Origin of the sequence: Streptomyces sp. NPDC002790 (assembly GCF_040295505.1) — a bacterium.
In the GTDB taxonomy this organism is placed as follows: domain Bacteria; phylum Actinomycetota; class Actinomycetes; order Streptomycetales; family Streptomycetaceae; genus Streptomyces.
This window is the reverse complement of the sequence record NZ_JBEOVM010000003.1, coordinates 78,528-97,048: the sequence shown is the minus strand read 5'-3', so window position 1 is coordinate 97,048 and position 18,521 is coordinate 78,528. Positions and strand designations below refer to the sequence as shown.

The following is an 18,521-nucleotide window of genomic DNA, read 5'->3' as shown; positions in this document are numbered from 1 at the left end:
ATGGGTGAGTTGGGGAGATGGGGTGGGCTGGTCAGGTGGCGACCCAGTGCGCCTCGCGGCGCAGCGCCAGGTCGATGAGTGAGCGGACGAACACCGCCTGCCGGAAGACGTCGTACAGCAACTCGGGTATGAGGGGCAGCGCGAGGAGCGTGGCCCGTGGGCCGAGGCGGCGTACGGTCAGGGTCCGTTCGGCGACGAAGATCAGCATGATCGATGTCCAGAAGAGGGACAGTCCGCCCCAGCCGTTGATGGTGAGGTTCAGGACCGCGTACAGGAAGAAGAGTCCGAGTGCGAGGGCGCCGAAGCCGAGCATGACCTGCTGCCCGAAGTACTTCCTGGTGACGGGCGTCCAGCCGTAGTCGCGCAGGTTCTCCAGGGCGCCGCGCTGCCAGCGCAGCCGCTGGTGCCAGAGCTTGCCGACCGAGGGCATCACCTCGGTGACCAGCCAGCAGCCGTCGGGCGAGACGGTGCGGTGGCCGAGCGTCTTGACGGCCTTGGTGATCTCGTCGTCCTCGGTGAGGGAGGCGAGGGAGTAGTAGCCCTCGCCGCCGCCGATGACCCCGTCGAGGCGGGCTTGGCGCACCTGGCGCAGGACGCCCGCGCGGAACATGCTGCCTGTCCCGGTGAGCACGACGGCCTCATTCTTCTTGCGGCGGATCTCCAGGGCGTAGCGCTGGTACTCCATGCGCTGGAGCTGGCCGAGCAGGCCGCCGCCCGGTTCGCCGTAGAAGATGCCGCCGACCGCGCCGACGGTCTCGTCCTCCATCGCCTCCACCGCACAGCGCACGAACTCGGGGTTGAGGACGGTGTCGGCGTCCTGGACCAGCACCAGGTCGTCGTCGGCCAGGTCGGCGATCACGGGGGCCATGGCCTGGTTGAGGGCGCCGGCCTTCTTGTCCTTGTTGTCCGTGGGCACGAAGACCTCGGCGCCGCAGTGGTCGGCGATGCGCGCGGTGCGATCCGTGCAGTTGTCCGCGACGACGACGATGCGGTCCGGGCGGACCGTCTGGCGGTACAGGCCCGCCAGCGTGGCGACGATGCGGTCCTCTTCGTTGTGCGCGGGGATCAGTGCGACGAGTGTCATTGACGAGCCGTCCCTTGCTCTGTCGTGGACTGTCGCAGGCGGATCGCCCTGCGACGTCCCCGACTCTGAGCGCACGGGGGAGCAGCGAGGTCGTCGGAAGGTTGCACGACGGTTGCAGGGGGTCGGGCGGGGGGAAGAGGTGACTTTCGGCCCGGGACCTACGGCAGGTGCGAGACGGGCGGAACGTACCGGTAGCCCACGCCGCGCACGGTCTCGATGGGCGCATCGACCCCGGTGGCGCGCTCGATGCGGCGGCGCAGGCGCAGGACGGCGTACTTGACCTTGTGCGCGTCGCCGTCGCCCCCGGGGCGGCTGCGCCATGCGCGGTTCAGCAGCTGCTCCGGGGAGAGGACCTGCCCGGGATTGCGGGCGAGGAAGTGCAGCAGGTCGAATTCCAGCGGGGTCAGTGGCACGTACTGGCAGCCCATGGTCACCTCGTGGGTCGCGAGGTCGAGCCGGAGGCAGCCGTCCTCCAGGAGCTGGTCGGACGGCGACACGGGCGTCGCGCGGCGCAGCCGGGCCATGACCAGGGCCGTGGCCAGCCCTTCGGGCATGTCGCGCCAGAGCACGTCGTCGGCGCCGGCTTCGAGGGCCCGCAGGGCGTCCGCGGCGTTGAAGTGCCGGGCGGTCACCATGACGCGGAGGTCATCGGTCATGTCGCGGACCCGCTGGAGCACCTCCCAGGGTCCCGGGTCCCGCACATGAAGTCCGAGCAGGAACAGATCGGGTTGGTAGCGGTACAGGCAGCGCAGGGCTTCGTGGCCGCTCTGCGCGAGGTGGTAGGAGAAGCGGGGGTCGTCGAGCTCGTCCAGCCAGTCCAGGGGCACGTCGGGCGCCGCCGCCACCAGGAGCAGCGGCAGCGCCCGACCTCGCGGGTCGCGAGAGGACGTGGATGCCTGCATATCCCACATCGTCGGGCCGTGGGGTGTGCGTGTCGACCGGACCGCCGCCCGTGCCGGGAGGGGGATACCCGCGCTATACCCCCGGGTGGTACCTCCGCTCCACGTGGCCCTTCAGGTCCTCCGGGTAGAAGTACACCGGCCGCAGGTCACCGCTCGCGTACCGCTTGACCTGGTCGCCGAAGTGCGGGGAATCCGGGTGGCCGCTGGCGCCGCCCGCCGTGATGGCCCACGCGCGGAGCTTGGGGCCGAATTCGACGACCGCCACGAAGCTGTTGCCGCTCGTGCCGTAGTAGCGCTTCGTGCCGGGGTAGCGCTTCGCGCCGAAGGAGGCGAGGGAGCCCCATTGGGCGGAGGTGAAGGGGACCGGGTAGCTGGGCTTGGAGTCGTCGAAGGTCTGGGTGACGGCGCCGTCGTTGCGCTGGTAGCGGTTGATCTCGGACCACGGGACCTGCCAGCCGCCGAAGTCCTGCGTCAGGCGGTCCACCGCCGATTCGAGGGCCGTGAGGCGCTGCGTGTCCGTGGCGCGGTCGGCCATGTAGTCCCAGACGGAGAGGCCCGCGTCCGCTGCCGCCTTCGACACCAGGGCCCAGAGGGCCTCGCCCCAGAACACGGCCAGCGAAGTGGCCTTCGACTTCGCCGACCAGCGGCGGTCCCAGCCGTCCAACAGGGCTACCGGGTCCGCGAGTTGTTTCCTCTGGGCGTTACCGGCGGGGAGCTTGTCCCAGGCCTTCACCAGGCCGGGCAGGAGGCGGGCGAACGCCGTCAGGTACGGGTCGAAGGCGCCCTCGATGAGGGTCTGCGGGGTGAAGTCGTCCCGTGATGTCAGGACGCGGATCGCGTGCGGGCCGCGCGGATTCTCGCCCGCCTTGTCGAAGTAGCGGGGGTAGTCGGAGGCGTGCGGGCTGTCCGCGCCGGCCGCCGTCCAGGGCCAGTTGTTGCTGTTGAACGCCCAGCCGCTCTTCGGGTTCACCGCCTGCGGCATGCTGTCCAGGGTGTGCAGACCGTGCCAGTCGGTGGCCGGGTCGCTGCCGTCGACCGGCTTCATGTAGTCGAAGCGGTCGTCGCGGACCGGCATGAACTGCGGCATCAGGAAGGCGATGTCACCCTTCGAGTCCGCGAAGAGGGTGTTGTTGGAGCTGTTGGCCTTCAGCTCCGCCACCTTCATGTACTCGGCGTAGTCGCGGGTCGTCGTCCGCAAGTAGCTCTGCTTCAGGGCCTCCACCGGCTTGTTCATCAGTGCGCACGCGATCCACTTGCCGTCCGCCTCGCGGACGATCGGGCCGTGGTGGGTCGCGTACGTCGTGAAGGTGTGGTGCTCCGTTCCGCCGCTCTCCGTACGGCAGGTCAGCGTGATGTCGTGTGTCGTGACCGGGCGATTGGCGCTGCCGTAGCGGTACGTGTGTGTGCCGTCCGAGGCGCGGGTGACGGTCTCCGCGAACTCGTCGATGTTGTCGACGCCGGCCGATGTGTGCATCCAGCCGGTGTTCTCGTTGAAGCCCTGGTAGATGAAGAACTGGCCCCAGGTCGCGGCGCCGTAGACATCGAGTCCCTCGTCGCTCGTCACGTGCTGTTCCGCGCGGAAGAAGAAGCTGGTGTGGGGGTTGATGAGGAGGAGGGCGTTGCCGTCGCGGGTGCGGCTGGGGGCGATCGACATGCCGTTGGAGCCGGACGGTTCGCGGAACGTCAGGCCGCGTTCCTCCTCCGTCGGGGGGACCTCGCGTCCCGCGTAGAACGCTTCCAGTTGGCTCAGCGCCACCGATTCGATGTCGCCTCCGATGCTGCCCTCGGAGAAGCTCAGCGGCATCCACGGCTCGAAGTGGGTGATGACTCGCGGGTGTACGTCGGGGTGGGTCGCCAAGTAGTGGTTCAGGCCGTCGGCCCAGGCGCGCATCAGGGCGCGAAGCCAGGACGGGCACTTTGCGTACTCCCGCTTCAGGGCCTCCGGGTCGATGAACAGGCGCTGGCGCAGGTCCTGCCAGAGCGCGCTCTCGCCCTCGGACTCGGCGAGGCGGCCGAGGCTGACCAGGTAGTTGCGCTCGATGCGGTTGAAGTCGTCCTCGGCCTGCGTGTACATCATCCCGAACACCGCGTCGGCGTCCGTCCTGCCCACCACGTGCGGGATGCCCCAGTCGTCGCGGGTGACCGTCACCCGGGACGCGTGTCTCTTCCAGCGGGCGACGTCGGCGGGGGAGGGCTGGGCGGGGGTAGCGGCGGATGCGAGGCCGGTGGGCAACGTTGTCGCGGCGACGGCCAGCGTGGCGGCGGTGCCGATCACTCGGCGGCGGCTGGGGCCGTTGTGCGGTGCCTGGTCTTGCTGATGTGCGTGGCTCATGCGGTGCTCCACCTTCGTCAGGGCCGTGTGGGGGGTGGGGACGTGTCCACGGTGCGACGGGGTCGAGACTATGAACCTCCCGGTTGATGATCAACAGTGCGGCCGAGACCCGTCGTTGCGGATCCCGCCCGGCGCGCTCACCCTCGCGGAGCGATGTCGGAGGCGTTCGGCGTGACGATGCTGTTCTCCCAAGTCCGACGCGCTCGGGGGGACTTATTCATGGCATGGAATGTTCCGCTCGTCGCCCGCAGGTCGAAGGTTGTGGCGCCGCGTTCCGATGCCTCGCCCGTGGTGATGCGGCGGGTCGCGGACTGTCTGGTGATCGAGGTGCGCGAGGCGATCGGCCCCGCGGCGGAGGCACGGATCGGGCGGGTGCTGCATGCGGCCATCCGGCCGGGTGGCGCGGGGGTCGTGGTCGACCTGAGGCACGTGCGTGACCTGGGGGTCAGCGGCCTCAGTGTGCTGCGGCTCGCGCGCCTGCTGGCCGCGCAGCGCGGCGTGGCGTTCGGCTTCGCGGGTGAGCTCCGCCCCGTGCCCGAACTGCCCCCGGGTTGAGGGTTTGTGGGGCTCTACGTGCACGGGGGTGCGGCCCCGTCGGCGTGTGCCACTCACCCGTCGCGGAGGATGCCGGGCGCGCCGCCGCCTGCTTCGGTCGAGGCATGGTCGAGGTGAGTGCGGGCGACGCCGTGGCGGTGGCGGGCCGGGTGGCGCGGGGTGCGCTCGGCGTGCTGGGGAGGGTGCCGCGGGCGGTCGTCCGACGGTCGGTCGGGGCGCTGCTCGACTGCCTCGACCTGGACGAGCTGGTCGCCCGCGTGGACGTCAACGCGGTTGCGGCGCGGGTGGATGTGGCGGCGGTCGCGGGGCGTGTGGATGTGAACGCGATTGCGGATCGGGTGGATGTGGATCGGGTGGCGCGGCGCGTGGATGTGGATGGTGTGGCGGACCGGGTGGATGTCAACCGGGTCGCGGATCGGGTGAATGTGGATCGGGTTGCCGGGCGGGTGGACGTCAACGCGATCGCGGAGCGCGTGGATGTGGACCGGGTCGCCCGGCGGGTCGACGTGGATGGTGTGGCCGACCGGGTGGATGTGGACCGGGTTGCGGCGCGGGTGGACGTGGACCGGATCGCCGGGCGCGTGGACGTCGACCGGATTGCGGCGCGGGTGGATGTCGATCGCATCGTCGCCCGCGTGGATATCGATCGCGTCGCGGGCCGCGTGGACATCGACCGTATCGCCGCGAGGCTCGACGTCGGTGCCGTGCTGGCGCGGTTCGATCTGGTGGGGATCACGCGCGGGGTGTTGCGGGAGATCGATCTGGGGCGGATCGTGCGGGACACCGGGGGAGGGCTCACCGTGGAGGCCGTCGAGGCGGTGCGGGTGCTCGGGCAGCGTGGGGACCGGGGCGTCAACCGGTTCGCCGACAGGATGCTGCGGCGTGCCGGGTCGCCGGATGAGCGCTCCCCGTGACCGCGCCCCACGGTGAGCCCGCTCGCCGAGCCCATCGTGGTCCCCGGCCTGCCGGGATCGTTTCGCGGGGCCTTGCCGTGATGGTTGACGTGGTGGTGCTCGCCTTGGTCGGGCTGGGCGTCGAGGTCGGTGTCGGGTGTGTGCGGTTGGCGGTCGGTGGGCCGCCCTTTCAGGTGCCGGATGTGTCCAACTGGGCCGCCGGGCCGATCGGTTGGGGACTCGCCGTGTGCTATTTCGGGGGCTTCTGGGTGATGGTCGGGGCCACGCCCGGAGCACGGTTGCTGGGGCTGCGCGTGACGGACCGGGCGGGGCGGCGGCTGCGGACGGTGCGGGCGTTCGTGCGGGCCGCGGTGGCGGTGAGCTTCCCGCTGGGGCTGTTCTGGATAGCGTTCAGCAAGCGACGGGCAGCCTTGCAGGACCTCGTGGTGCGTTCCACGGTTTCGTACGAACGTGGTCGCTACGAGTGGTGATCTGCTGTCGAAGGTGTCGGCGGGGTTCGTGGCAGGAGTGCCGCTGCCCAGAGGCCGCCGAGTCCGATCATCGCGAGGACCACCAGCGCGACGGCGTAGGGGCCGACGGCCGGGTCGGCGACGAGGATCGTGCCGGCGAGCGCGGTGCCCACGGATGAACCCAGGTTGGACACGCTGCGGGACAGGCCGGAGATCTCGCCCTGAAGGTCCTCGGGGAAGCTGGACTGCACGATGTTGACCGACGGGGTGAGCATCAGGCCGACGCCCAGGCCGATCAGGAAGAGGCCGGGCGTGGAGGCCCAGGCCTTCGGGGAGTCATGGGCGACGGCCAGGAGCGCGCCGATGCCGCACACCGTGACGGTGAAGCCGGCCATGATGAGGGTGCGTTGCTCGCGGCGCTTGGCGAACCGCTCCGCGCCGAGCGAGCTGACGAGCAGGCCCATGGTCGACGCCGTGAAGATGACACCGGTGTCGATGGCGCTGTAGCCGCGCACGACCTGGAGATAGGCGGCGGCCACGAACGACACACCCATGAGCATCAGCCACTGGGTGTGCTGCGTGATCAGGCCGAGGTTCGACGTCCGGTTGTGGAACAGCTCGGTGGGGAGCAGGGGTTGGGCACCGGCCCGCTCCCGCGTGCGGACCCAGCGGAAGAACGCCACCAGGATCAGCGCCCCGACGAGGAGCAGCCCGCCCATGAGCCACACGTTGTCGTCCGCCGCGAGGATCCCGGAGACCACGAGGACGAGTCCGGTCGCCGACAGGAGCGCGCCCACCGTGTCGAAGTCGCGTTCGTGGTCCGGGGGAAGGGGGTCGCGGAGCCCGCGGCTCAGCAGGATGATCGCGGCGACCACCACCGCCTGGAACACGAACGCCGCGCGCCAGCTGATCGCCGACGTGATCAGTCCGCCGAGGAGCGGACCCATGGCGGCGCCGAGGCCGGCGAAGGCCATGATCGTGCCGAACGCCTTCGCCCGGCCCGTCACTTCGGTGAAGAGGAGGGTGGTGAGGATGTACACCGGCGGGATGAGGAGGGCGGTGCCGATGCCCTCCAGGATCGAGTTGCCGAGGATCAGCACGCCGAGGCCGGGCGCCGCCGCGCTGAGCAGCGCCCCGACCCCGTAGATCGAGAGGCCGACGACGAGGCAGCGCTTGCGGCCGTAGCGGTCGGCGAGGATCCCGCCGGGGATCATCAGCGCGGCCATGACCAGCAGGAAGATGGTGATCGCGGTCTGTACGCCCTGCACGCTGGTGTCCAGGTCCTTGCTGATGTCCTTGATCATCACGTTCATGTTCGAGCCGGCGAAGCTGCAGATGAACTGGGCCAGAGCGAGCGGCGCGAGAACGCGGCGCAGCCGGCCACGGTCCTGGCCGGGGCCGTCGCCGGGGCGGTCGTCGGGTCCTGGCGGCCTTCGGCCGTCGGCCGCCTCGGGAGTGCTCGCCACGCTCATCGCCTCGCTTCAGCTCGCGGGCCGGATTCCCGACAGCCTCCGCGTATGACTCAGTCGGGTCGTCACCCCCGGAGGGTGACGACCGCGGCTCCGCCGGGCCATGACACTCGGCGGCACAGCGGGGCACTGGGCACCCGCCTCGACCTTTGGGGGTCTGTGATGGCCACCTCGACCACGTCTCGGCACGGCATGGGCAGCGCGAAGGAAGCGGCCGCCGGGGGACTGACCGTCTTCGCGGCGGTGATGCTCTTCATCGCGGGGACCATGGGCTTCTGCCGCGGGCTGATGGCGGTTCTGAAGGACAACGTGTTCCTCAGGACGCCCGACTACACCTTCGAGTTCGACCTCACGGCCTGGGGCTGGATCCACATGATCCTCGGCGTGGTCGCCGTGGCCGTCAGCTTCGGCCTGTTCGTCGCGGTGAAGTGGGCGAGGGTGCTCGGTGTGCTCCTCGCCGCCCTGATCATGATCGGGAACTTCCTCTCCATCCCCTACTACCCGTTCTGGTCCCTGACGCTGATCGCGGTCAACGCGCTCGTCATCTGGGGCCTGTGCGCGGTGAAGCGGGACACGCTGTACTGACCGGCGGGACCCGCGGCGGACGCCGGCGGGGCTGAAAAGATCGGGGCTCTGCCCCGGACCCCGCTGCTCAATCGCCGCAGGGGCTATAAATGCAATCACCGGCGGGGCTTGACACTCAAGCCCCGCCGGCGACTGGTAGCTCAAGTCCGCTGGCGATCGGCAGCTCAAGTCTCGCTGACGGGTGGGTACATCGGGCTCCGCCGGCGGGTGGGCACTTCAAGCCGTTCTGGTGGGTGGGCCCGTCAGGCCGCTCTGGCGGGTGGGCATATTGAGCCCCGCCGGCGCTTGAGGCGCGGGGCCGGGGCAGAGCCCCGAGGCCGTGACGGCCGTGCCGCGTCACGTCTCCACGGCCAGCAGATGCACTCCCCAGGCCGGGAGGTCCACGTACAGACCCGTGTCCAGGAGTTCCGCGCCGGAGCGGGTGAAGTGGGTCGTGTCGAGGAGGCTCGTCAACTGCCAGGGGCCTGCGCCCAGGTCGGGCCAGGGGAGGTGGATTCGACCCTGGGCCGGGTGGTCGGAGAGGTTGATCACCGTGAGGAAGTGGCCCGCCGGGCCCGTCCAGCATGATGCGATGAGGGCCGCTGCCGAGTCGTTGTCGGGCCAGCCTGCGCAGTCCAGCAGGCGCCAACTACCCGTGCGCATACCGCTGTTGTGTACGGCCGACAGCAGCAGTTCGTGGAACGAGCGCAGCTCGTCGTCGGCCGGCTCGTCGGGGCGACGGTCGAGGAACACCGGCAGGTGTACGCGGCGGCCGGTGAACTCGCCCTCGTGCCACAGCGTCGCGCCCGGCAGCGTGGCGATGAGGGTGGCTGCCGCTCGCTCCTTCGCCGGAGGCAGCGTGTGCGCGGCCCGTGGCTCGTCGTGGTTCTCCAGGAAGCGGACGAGTCGGCGCTGGTACGTCTCGTCCGCGTGCAGGTGGGCGCGGACCGACGCCGCGTCGTGCGCGAGGATCCGGTCGTAGAGGCGCTTGTCGTAGCAGAAGTCGAAGCCCTGCTGCTGAAGCGTCCATTCGAGGTCCCAGTACGCCTCCGCCGCGAACAGCATGTCCGGGCGCTCGCGGTGCACCGCGTCGATCACCTCCACCCAGAACTCCTCCGTGGGACGCTTCCCGGCCCGCTCGCCCCACGTCCGCTCGAAGACGTCGTTCGTCATCAGCATCGCCATGTCGCAGCGCACCCCGTCGCAGAACCGCCCGATGTGGTCGAGGATCCCGACGGTCGCATGTCGCAACTCCGGTGCGAACGCGTTGAGTTGGACGACGTCGGGCCACGGCGGGAAGTACGGGTCCCGCCCCCGCGCGAGCACCGCGCGCCCCGTGTCGAGGAAGCCGTCCGGGTCCCGCCGCAGGTCCTCGGCGTCGCCGCGCACGAACAGCTGCGGGTACTCGCCCACCCACGGATTGTCGGGGGCCACATGGTTCGGCACGTAGTCGAGGAGCAACCCGACGCCCCTGCGGTTGAGTTCGGTGCGCGCCGCGGTGAGGCCGACGGCCCCGCCCAGCGTTCCGTCCACCTCGTAGCGGCGGATGCAGTACGGGGATCCCGCGATGTCCTGCTCGCCGATGCCGGGGACGGCCGCCTCGAACGCGGCCCGCAGGGCGGGGTTCTGGAGGGCGATGGCGCGGCCCTGCGGGCTGCGCTCCCACACCCCCATCAGCCAGACCACATCGACCCCGGACGGCGTGATCTCGTCCCAGATGTCCTTGGGTACGTCCGCGAGTCCGACCTCGCGGCCGAGCCTGCGGCCCGTCTCCCGCAGCCACACACGGGTGTTGACCTCGTGGATCACGGGCTGTGCCGGTAAAGCGGCCATCGCTGTTACCTCCTCGTGGTCCGCGGCCGGAAGGCGTCGGGGCCGAGCGTGCCGAAGATCTTCATCAGGGCGGCGACGAGCCCCGTCCACCCCGTCTGGTGCGAGGCGCCGATGCCGGCGCCGTTGTCACCGTGGAAGTACTCGTAGAAGGAGACGAGGTCCCGCCAGTGCGGGTCGTCGCGGAAGAGCGGCTGGCCGCCGTAGACCGGGCGGTGTCCGTCCTCGTCGCGCAGGAAGATGCGGGTGAGTCGGGTCGAGATCTCCTCGGCGACCTCGAACAGGTTCTTGCGCACCCCGGACCCCGTCGGGCACTCCACGGTGAGCTCGTCGCCGTAGAAGCCGTACAGGTTGATGAGGCCCCGGATGACGAGGACGTTCATCGGCAGCCACACCGGGCCGCGCCAGTTGGAGTTGCCGCCGAACATCCCGGTGTCGGACTCGGCGGGCAGGTAGCCGACCTTGTACTCCTGGCCGTGCACCCAGAACGTGTACGGGTGCTCCGCGTGCTGCCGGGACAGCGCCCTGATCCCGTACGGGCTGAGGAACTCGTCCTCCGACAGCAGCCGGGACAGTACGCGCACCAGCTTCTTCTCGTCGACTACGGAGAGCAGACGCGGGCCGCCCGCCTTTCCCGCCTGGGCTTGCGCCAGCGTCACCGAAAGGGAGGGGTGGCGTGCGGCGAAGCGTTGCAGTCGCTCGCCGAGGCCGGACAGGCGCTCCAACTGCTGCGGCTGGAAGACGGTGGACGCGCACAGCGGGAGCAGTCCGACCATCGAGCGGACCTTCAGGCGCTGCGCCTGCCCGTCGGGAAGGCGCAGCACGTCGTAGAAGAACCCGTCCTCCTCGTCCCAGAGTTCGTCGCCGAGGTCACCGAGCCGGTCCATGGACGCGGAGATCCACAGATAGTGCTCGACGAACTTCAGGACGAGATCCTCGTACGCCTCGTTCCGCTCGACGAGTTCGAGCGCGATCTGCAGCATCGACTGGCAGTACAGGGCCATCCAGGCCGTGCCGTCGGCCTGTTCGAGGGAGCCCCCTGTCGGCAGTGGGGCGCTGCGGTCGAAGACGCCGATGTTGTCGAGGCCGAGGAAGCCGCCCTGGAAGACGTTGCGGCCGCTGGGGTCCTTGCGGTTGACCCACCATGTGAAGTTCGTCAGGAGCTTTTGGAAGGTGCGCTCCAGGAACGCGTGATCGGCGCGGCCGGTCGTCTCCTTCTCCACCATGTAGACGAAGTACGCGGCCCAGGCGTGCACCGGCGGATTGACGTCGCCGAAGCTCCACTCGTAGGCCGGGATCTGCCCGTTGGGGTGCAGGAAGGAGTCCCGCAGCAGGAGTTCGAGCTGCTGCTTGGCGAAGTCGGTGTCGACGACGGACAGGGCCACCGCGTGGAAGGCGAGGTCCCAGGCCGCGAACCACGGGTACTCCCACTTGTCCGGCATGGACACGATGTCGTCGCTGACCATGTGGAACCACTCGCGGTTGCGCACGCCGTCCCGCGACACGCTCCACGGCGTCACATCGTGCTCGGCGAGCCACGTCTCCAGGTCGAACGCGTAGTACTGCTTGGACCACAGCATTCCGGCGAGCGCCTGGCGCATCACCCGCGCCTCGTCCTCGCTCACGCCCTTCGGCGTCAACTCCCGGTAGAACGCGTCCGCTTCGGCGATCCGGTCGCGGAACACCGAGTCGAAGGCGCGGGCCAGGGTGAGCTGGGCACCGGCGGGTCCGAGTCGCAGCCGCAACGTCTCGGACCCGCCGGCGGGCACGGTGAGTGTGTGGTGGGCGGCGGCCTTGGTGCCCTCGTGGGCCGGGTTGACGGTGTCCGGCTCGCCCTCGACGACGTGGCGGCCGATGCCGTCCTTGACGTACGGGGCGTCGCTCGCCGTGCCGAACAGGCGGGCCTTGTCGGTCTCGTTCTCCGTGAACAGCAGCTCGGCCGAGGCGGAGCAGCGCAGGTCGTAGCTGCCGAGCTCCGGGTGGTCGGCGCGGATCGTGCCGGTGGAGCGGGGGCTCTCGGCCGCCCGCAGTACGGGTTTGGCTGTCGCGGCGGCGTGCTCGCCCCACGACCAGGTGTTGCGGAACCACAGCGTGGGCAGCACGTGCAGTGTCGACTCGTCCGGGCCCCGGTTGTCGACGGTGATCCGCATCAGGATGTCGTCGTGATCCGCCTTGGCGTACTCCACCGTCACGTCGAAGTACCGGTTCTCGGCGAAGGCGCCGGTGTCGAGGAGCTCGTACTCGAACTCCTGGCGGGAACGTGAGCCGTTGACCGCGACGAGGTCGTTGTACGGGTACGGGGTCTGCGGGTACTTGTACAGGTACTTGAGGTAGGAGTGGCTGGGCGTGGCGTCGAGGTAGAAGTAGTACTCCTTGACGTCCTCGCCGTGGTTGCCCTCGGCGTTGGTCAGGCCGAAGGCGCGTTCCTTGAGGATGGGGTCGCGGCCGTTCCACAACGTGACTGCGAGGCAGAGGCGTTGCTTCTCGTCGCAGATGCCGCCGAGGCCGTCTTCGCCCCAGCGGTAAGCGCGGGAGCGGGAGTGGTCGTGGGGGAAGTACGACCAGGCGTCGCCGCCGGGGCTGTAGTCCTCGCGGACGGTGCCCCATTGACGTTCGCTGAGGTAGGGGCCCCAGAGGCGTGCCCGGGGGCCTCCGGCGGTGGTGGGGCCGATGCGTGGCTGCGACTTCATGTGGCCTCCCATGTTGCGGTTCACCGGTGTTGCGGTCGCGGGGCTCTGCCCCGGACCCCGCGCCTCAATCGCCGGCGGGGCTTGATAGTGGTGCTCGGCCAGGTGCGTCAGTCTCGGCAGGGGGGCGCGGGGGTGCCTCACCTTCCGGGGGTGAGCCGTTCCCGCGGGCCGCGAAAGTGACTGTGATCTCGTACGCGGTGAGGAGTACCGCGATCACGAGGAGGGCGGTCCACGAGGACAGGAGGATGGAGATCAGGGCCGCGACGGCCGCGCCGCCGACGCGGAGTACGTCCGCGTGGTGGGTGAGCCAGGGGCGCAACTGGCCGTTCGTGCCCAGGTGTTGGCCCAGTTTCGTGATGCCGTGGCCGGTGGCGCGGGCGCCCTGGGCGGTCCAGCCGCGCAGGGCGGACGGCAGGCGGCCAGGGCCGACGAGGTAGCAGAGGGCGGCGACGGCGACGCCGAGCCACAGGAGTTGGTCGCCCCGTTCGCGGAGCGTCGTGAAGATGGTCCACAGGGCCGAGCGCGCCCCTTCGCGGTAGACGCCCTCCGGGAGTTGGCCGAGCAACTGGTCGCGCACGCCGCGCAGGACGGCCGTCAGGATCGTGACCGTCACCACCAGCCACAGGCCGAGCTGGAGCAGGGTGCGCCGCCGGTTCGGCGACACCCACAGGGAGAGGGCGAGCAGGACCGGGACGGCGATCAGCAGGCCCACCAGCGCGTGCTTGAAGAGCACGACCGCGTCCTGGAGTTGGCTGAGCGTGTTCCGGTTGTAGAGGCGGATCTGCGCGAAGTTCTCGGGCAGGTCCTTGCCGATCGCCTTCTCGATCCGCTGGTGCAGGCCGGGCGGCAGCTCCCCGGAGGACAGCGTCGGCAGGTCGATCTTCTTGCCGAAGACGGACGGGAGTTCGGTCTCCAGGGAGCCCAGCAGGTTGTTGACCACCGGGAGCAGGTTGAGGGTGACCGTGTCGCCCTTCACCTGGACGTTCTCGTTGCGCTTCTCCAGCAGGGCGACGATGCGTTCGTGCGCGAACCGGTTCGTGGTGCGCCACAGCTCCTGGAACCGCTCGTCCGCGATCAGTTGCGAGATCTTCTCGCGCATGAAGTCGTGCACGGCCCCCGTCACCGGGCCCGCCAGGAACGAGGCGCGTGGCGGCAGCGCGTCGGACAGCCGCTGTTCCACGTCGAGTTGGTCGAAGATCTCGTTGGCGAGGTACTTCGAGACCGCGGCGTTCACCTTCGGGTCCTCGGGGAGCGTGCCCACCGTGGAGATCCAGCGGTCCGTGTTGAGAGTCGTCCGCGAACCCCACACCCCGACCACGGAGGTGACCGCGAGCACCGCGACCAGTGCGACGAGGATCGCGGCGATCGTGCGCCGCACCACGAACGTCCGTGCCCGGCGGCGGCGTTCGGTGCCCGCGCGGTCGCGCAGCAGCTCGACCTCGGCGCGCAGCCGTGCCAGTTCCGCGTCGGTGGCGGACGGAGGGCGGGGCGCGGCTTCGGCGGAGCCGGGGGGCTGTTCATCGCTCATGGCGTGGCACCTCCCGCGGTCAGCGTCGCCGCGGTCCGGGCCGCGTTGCTCACCTATGGCGGGTGACGCGCGGAGCGGGCGGCACCGCTGTGATGCCGGTGGAGCTTCACGTAGCGAGCCAAAGACAGTCAGGTAGACAGTCAGAGGGAGACGCCATGGCGGTCATCGGACCGGTGCAGCTGCTCACCATCGAGTTCGGGCCCGACGCCAAGTTCGAGGGGCGGATCGTCGAGGAACTGGCGATCCTTGAGGCGAACGAACAGATCCGCGTCCTCGACATGCTCTTCGTCAGCAAGGAGCCCGCCGGCGGCCTGTTCGCCCTCGACTTCCAGCAGGAGGGGATGGGCGAGACCGTCGCCGCCCTGCTCGGAATCTCCCGGGAGCGGATGCGTGCGGTACGGGAGACGTATCCAAGCCTGGCCGAGGGCAACGCGTTCGGGCTGAGCTCCGGCGACATCAGGGAGATGGCCGAATCCCAGGACCCGGGCACATCGGCGGCGTACATCCTGCTCGAACACGTCTGGGCGAAGCATCTGCGCAAGGCGGTCAGGGACGCCGGCGGGGTGCCCGTCGCCGAGGGGTTCCTCACCGAGGAGGCCCTGGAGCCCGTGGTCGTCGAACTCGCCGCTGCCACCGAGCGGTTGGGCGACCCGGTCGTACCCAAACCCACTCCCGTACCCACTGCCGTACCCAAACCCGGCAACCGTCCCAGGAGGACCTGATGGCCGAACTCGTCGTACTCGGATTCTCGGACAAGGAAAAGGCCGAATCGGTGCTGCGCCTGGCCGGCGAGCTGTCCCGGAAGGAACTGCTGGAGCTCGAGGACGCCGTGGTGGCCTGGCGCACCATGGACGGAAAGATGCACGTCCACCAGACGCACAGCACGACTGGGGCGGGCGCGGCAGGCGGCGCCCTGTGGGGCGCGCTGTTCGGCATGCTCTTCCTGATGCCCGTGTTCGGCGCCGCCGTGGGCGCGGCCACCGGAGCCGCCGCAGGCAAGCTCACCGACATCGGCATCAACGACGCCTTCGTCAAGGAGACCGCCCACGCCCTCGAACCCGGCCGCGCCGCCGTCTTCGCGCTCGTCCGGCGCACCACACCGGACCGGGTACAGGAAGCGCTCCGCCCCTTCGGCCCCACCGTGATCCACACCTCTCTCACCAAGGACCGCGAGGAGGAACTGGTCGAGGCCCTCCAGTCCAAGTAACCGCCGGTCGGCCCACGGGCCCCACCATGCCAACGCGCCGTCCCACCCGGGAACTTCACCCGGGTGAGATGGCGTCTGGCATGTGCCGGACGCGGTGACCCCGGCCCCACACTGGCCTCCCATACGGGGGTGTGGGTCCATGGCGCTGCGAGAGCGAGGGTCACCATGGCCGAGTGGTCACACCGCACACCGGACCGCGAGCACGGCGCGGAACAGGCCGACTCCGTGCCCGCGCTGCCCGACTGGATCGTGCCGCGCCCCCGGCTGACCGACCAACTGGCCAGGGGCGTGCGCGGCCCCCTCACCGTGGTCGTCGGCCCCGTGGGCGCGGGCAAGACGGCCCTCGCCCTGGAATGGGCGCACACCCGGCGCCCGCCGTGGCCGCTCGCCTGGGTCACCTGCGACGGGCCCGCCGAGCACCCCGGAGTGTTCTGGCAGCGGGTGTTCGGCGCGCTGCGGGCCGCGGGCGTCGAGGTGCCCGAGCCCGCCGCGAGCGAGGACGGTCCGCTGCTCGTCGCGACCCTCGCCGACTGTCTCAACGGGCACGGCGAGCCGTCGGTCCTCGTCCTCGACGACTTCCAGCCCGCCCTCGACTCACCGATCGCCCGCGGCGTCACGCACCTGCTCCGGCACGCCCCCGACGCGCTGCGGCTCGTGGTGCTCGCCCGCCGCGACCCGCCCCTGCACCTGCACCGCGGGCGGCTCACCAGCGAGGTCGCCGAATTACGCACCGCGGACCTCGCCTTCGACGACCGGGAGGCGGCGGCCCTCCTGGCCCAGCACGGCATCGACGTGGCCAAGCAGACGGTGAGCACGCTGCGGCGGCGCGCGGACGGCTGGGCCGCGGGGCTGCGGCTCGCCGCGATGTCCATGGAGCGGTGCGGCGATCCCGAGCGGTTCGTCGCGGAGCTTGCGGGCGACGACGAGGCGATCTCCAGCTATCTGGTCGAGGAGGTGCTCGACCAGCAGTCGCCCGGCATGCGCCGACTGCTCCTGACGACGAGCGTCCTCGACCGGGCGAACGCCGAGCTGGCCGCCGAACTCGCGGGCGACACCGACGGCGCCCTGTTCGCGGGACTCGTCCGGGAGAACTCCTTCCTCCGGCCCCTGGGACAGGGCTGGTACCGCTGCCACCAGATGTTCGCCGACGTGCTGCGGACCTGCCTGCGGCACGAGACACCCGGGCTCGTGGCGCCACTGCACCGCACCGCCGCCGCGTGGCTCGCCGAGCACGGTCTGCTCGCCGACGCCGTGCGGCACCTGTTCGCCGCGGGCGACTGGGACGAGGCGGCCCGCCTCATCGTGCGCCGCCTCGCGATCGGGCAGGTGCTCGGCCTCGCCAGGACCCGGCTGCCTGTCGACGCGGGACGGCAGCCGGCCGGGGAACCGTCCGCCGACGAACCGGAGTCCGTGCTGCTCGCGGCGGCCGTCGCCAGGACCCGCCGCGACGACCAGGCGTGCTCCAGGCACCTGGAGCGGGCCACCGAACTCCTCGACGGGATACCGCCGGGGGAGGACGACCGACTCGCGAGGTGCCGGCTCGCCCACGCCGTGATCCGGATGGAACGGCTGCGATGCCGCGATCCGCGGCGCGCCGGGACCGCCGCGGCCGACGCGGAGGCGGCGGCGCCGCACGTCCCTCACACCCTGCTGGCCGAGCGCCCCGAGATCGGGGCCCTCATCCTGACCGTACGGGGCAGCGGAGAGCTGCGGGCCGGCGCCCTGAAGGCCGCGCAGGCGTCCCTCACCCGGGGACTCAAGGCGGCGGGCGCCGCTGGGAACGGCGCGCTGCGCCGGGACTGCCTCGTCGAACTCGCGCTCCTGGAGGCGCTGCGCGGCCGCTTCCGGGCCGCGGACGAGCTCACCGCCCAGGCCGTCAGGGCGCCGATGCCGCCGTGGACCGCGGGCGAGCCCTCGCGCGCCACCCTGCACCTCGTACGGGCCTGGGGCGCCCTGGCGCGCGGCGAGCCGTGCCGGGCCCGGCACGAACTCGCCCATAGCGACGGCGTGTTGGGGAAGGTCTCCGACCCGTTCCTCGCCGAGCTCGGCGGCGTCGTCGCCCGGATCGCGGCCACGATGGAGCGCGGGATCCGGGGCGCCGAGGCCGTCGCGAACGCGGTGACCGTGTCCCGGCTGCCGCAGACGGTGCAGCGGACGCTCGCGCCCACCTGCGCCCGGCTGCTGAGCCCGGCGCAGCCGCACCGCACCCACGCCGCCGGGCCGCCCGAGCGGGACCCGCTCGCGGAGGTCCCCGCCGAGCGGCTCAGCGCACGCGAACGCGATGTCCTCGACCGGCTCGCGCAGATGATGACCACCGAGGAGATCGCCGATGAGCTCTACCTGTCGATCAACACGGTGAAGACACACCTCAAGAGCGTCTACCGCAAACTGGCCGTGTCCCGCCGCTCGGCCGCGGTCCGCAGGGCCCGGGAGCTCCAGATCCTGTGAGCGCCCCGGCCCCGGCCGCGACTCAGACGAGTCCCAACTCCCTTGCCCTGACGAGCGCTTCGGCGCGCGAGCGGGCGCCCAGCTTCCGGTACACGGCGCGCGTGTGGCTCTTGACCGTGTTGTACGAGACGTAGAGATCGTCGGCGATCTGCCGCAGCGGAACCTCCTCCTGCAACTGTCGGAGCACGGCGAGCTGGCGGCCGGTCAACCGCTGCGGCGACGGGTGCGCGCCGTTCTGCCGCGGGACGGGCACCGCGGCGAGCGCGGCCGACGCCCGATGCACGAGCGCACCGGCGGTCCGCGGATCCGCCACGTCCCCCGCGATCTCCACGAGAACACCGGCCACCCACATCAGACAGGTCGTCAGGGCGGCGTCGGCCGCCGCGCTCTCCTCGTGGAGCGGGCACAGCTGGAGGCGGAGCGCCATGACGCGCCCCGTGTTCCCCGGATCGTCGACCGTGCGCGGGCACTGTGCTGTGGGCATGCCCCTCACCTCCCCATGTGGAGGGCATCACCCCACCACGGTGCGGTGCGCGGGCACGCGGCGAA

At 70.8% G+C, this 18,521-nt stretch carries 15 protein-coding genes; 7 read left to right on the top strand and 8 right to left on the bottom strand.

Going from position 1 to position 18,521, the window contains the following annotated elements; genetic code table 11:
• Nucleotides 1-31 precede the first annotated feature (31 nt).
• The 3 genes from ABT004_RS02930 to ABT004_RS02920 all read right to left on the bottom strand — a co-directional run bounded on the left by ABT004_RS02930 (nt 32) and on the right by ABT004_RS02920 (nt 4,318).
• Complete coding sequence (locus tag ABT004_RS02930) at nt 32-1,084, bottom strand: glycosyltransferase family 2 protein (protein WP_351331045.1); 1,053 nt, start codon at nt 1,082-1,084, stop codon at nt 32-34.
• Nucleotides 1,085-1,242: 158 nt separating this feature from the next.
• Nucleotides 1,243-1,986 (bottom strand): response regulator transcription factor, encoded by a 744-nt coding sequence (locus ABT004_RS02925; RefSeq protein WP_351331044.1) that lies wholly within the window; start codon nt 1,984-1,986, stop codon nt 1,243-1,245.
• A gap of 73 nt (nt 1,987-2,059) precedes the next feature.
• Nucleotides 2,060-4,318 (bottom strand): penicillin acylase family protein, encoded by a 2,259-nt coding sequence (locus ABT004_RS02920; RefSeq protein ID WP_351331043.1) that lies wholly within the window; start codon nt 4,316-4,318, stop codon nt 2,060-2,062.
• A 219-nt stretch (nt 4,319-4,537) separates the two neighbouring features.
• Here ABT004_RS02920 and ABT004_RS02915 point away from each other — a divergent pair, with 219 nt between their 5' ends.
• The 3 genes from ABT004_RS02915 (at nt 4,538) to ABT004_RS02905 (ending at nt 6,257) form a co-directional block, all read left to right on the top strand.
• The gene (locus tag ABT004_RS02915) at nt 4,538-4,873 is read left to right on the top strand and encodes an STAS domain-containing protein (RefSeq protein ID WP_351331042.1); all 336 of its coding nucleotides are present in this window, start codon (nt 4,538-4,540) and stop codon (nt 4,871-4,873) included.
• 104 nt (nt 4,874-4,977) lie between these two features.
• On the top strand, nt 4,978-5,787 hold the full coding sequence (locus ABT004_RS02910; protein WP_351331041.1) for a hypothetical protein: 810 nt from the start codon (nt 4,978-4,980) through the stop codon (nt 5,785-5,787).
• Nucleotides 5,784-6,257, top strand: coding sequence for an RDD family protein (locus tag ABT004_RS02905; protein WP_351331040.1), 474 nt, complete (start codon nt 5,784-5,786; stop codon nt 6,255-6,257). The genes ABT004_RS02910 and ABT004_RS02905 overlap by 4 nt, the downstream gene beginning before the upstream one ends.
• On the opposite strand, the gene ABT004_RS02900 is transcribed toward ABT004_RS02905, so the two are convergent.
• Nucleotides 6,245-7,702: an MFS transporter gene (locus ABT004_RS02900; protein WP_451190433.1), complete on the bottom strand. Its 1,458-nt coding sequence runs from the start codon at nt 7,700-7,702 to the stop codon at nt 6,245-6,247. The genes ABT004_RS02905 and ABT004_RS02900 overlap by 13 nt on opposite strands.
• 165 nt (nt 7,703-7,867) lie before the next feature.
• On the opposite strand from ABT004_RS02900, the gene ABT004_RS02895 reads away from it, so the two are divergent.
• A complete protein-coding gene (locus tag ABT004_RS02895) occupies nt 7,868-8,290 on the top strand; it encodes a DUF7144 family membrane protein (RefSeq protein WP_351331039.1) in 423 nt (140 codons plus the stop codon).
• Between the two features lie 336 nt (nt 8,291-8,626).
• Here the strand turns inward: ABT004_RS02895 and ABT004_RS02890 are convergent, their stop codons facing one another.
• The 3 genes from ABT004_RS02890 to ABT004_RS02880 all read right to left on the bottom strand — a co-directional run bounded on the left by ABT004_RS02890 (nt 8,627) and on the right by ABT004_RS02880 (nt 14,317).
• The gene (locus ABT004_RS02890; protein WP_351331038.1) at nt 8,627-10,102 is read right to left on the bottom strand and encodes an alpha-amylase family protein; all 1,476 of its coding nucleotides are present in this window, start codon (nt 10,100-10,102) and stop codon (nt 8,627-8,629) included.
• A gap of 5 nt (nt 10,103-10,107) precedes the next feature.
• Complete coding sequence (locus tag ABT004_RS02885; protein ID WP_351331037.1) at nt 10,108-12,789, bottom strand: MGH1-like glycoside hydrolase domain-containing protein; 2,682 nt, start codon at nt 12,787-12,789, stop codon at nt 10,108-10,110.
• A 64-nt stretch (nt 12,790-12,853) separates the two neighbouring features.
• Nucleotides 12,854-14,317, bottom strand: coding sequence for a hypothetical protein (locus ABT004_RS02880; RefSeq protein WP_351331036.1), 1,464 nt, complete (start codon nt 14,315-14,317; stop codon nt 12,854-12,856).
• A 155-nt stretch (nt 14,318-14,472) separates the two neighbouring features.
• Here ABT004_RS02880 and ABT004_RS02875 point away from each other — a divergent pair, with 155 nt between their 5' ends.
• The 3 genes from ABT004_RS02875 to ABT004_RS02865 all read left to right on the top strand — a co-directional run bounded on the left by ABT004_RS02875 (nt 14,473) and on the right by ABT004_RS02865 (nt 17,972).
• The gene (locus ABT004_RS02875; protein WP_351331035.1) at nt 14,473-15,039 is read left to right on the top strand and encodes a DUF1269 domain-containing protein; all 567 of its coding nucleotides are present in this window, start codon (nt 14,473-14,475) and stop codon (nt 15,037-15,039) included.
• A complete protein-coding gene (locus tag ABT004_RS02870; protein WP_351331034.1) occupies nt 15,039-15,524 on the top strand; it encodes a DUF1269 domain-containing protein in 486 nt (161 codons plus the stop codon). Before ABT004_RS02875 ends, ABT004_RS02870 begins: the two co-directional genes overlap by 1 nt.
• A gap of 165 nt (nt 15,525-15,689) precedes the next feature.
• Nucleotides 15,690-17,972, top strand: coding sequence for a winged helix-turn-helix domain-containing protein (locus tag ABT004_RS02865; RefSeq protein WP_351331033.1), 2,283 nt, complete (start codon nt 15,690-15,692; stop codon nt 17,970-17,972).
• A gap of 22 nt (nt 17,973-17,994) precedes the next feature.
• On the opposite strand, the gene ABT004_RS02860 is transcribed toward ABT004_RS02865, so the two are convergent.
• Nucleotides 17,995-18,456, bottom strand: a complete 462-nt coding sequence (locus tag ABT004_RS02860) for a response regulator transcription factor (protein WP_351331032.1) — start codon at nt 18,454-18,456, stop codon at nt 17,995-17,997.
• Between the last annotated feature and the right edge of the window lie 65 nt (nt 18,457-18,521).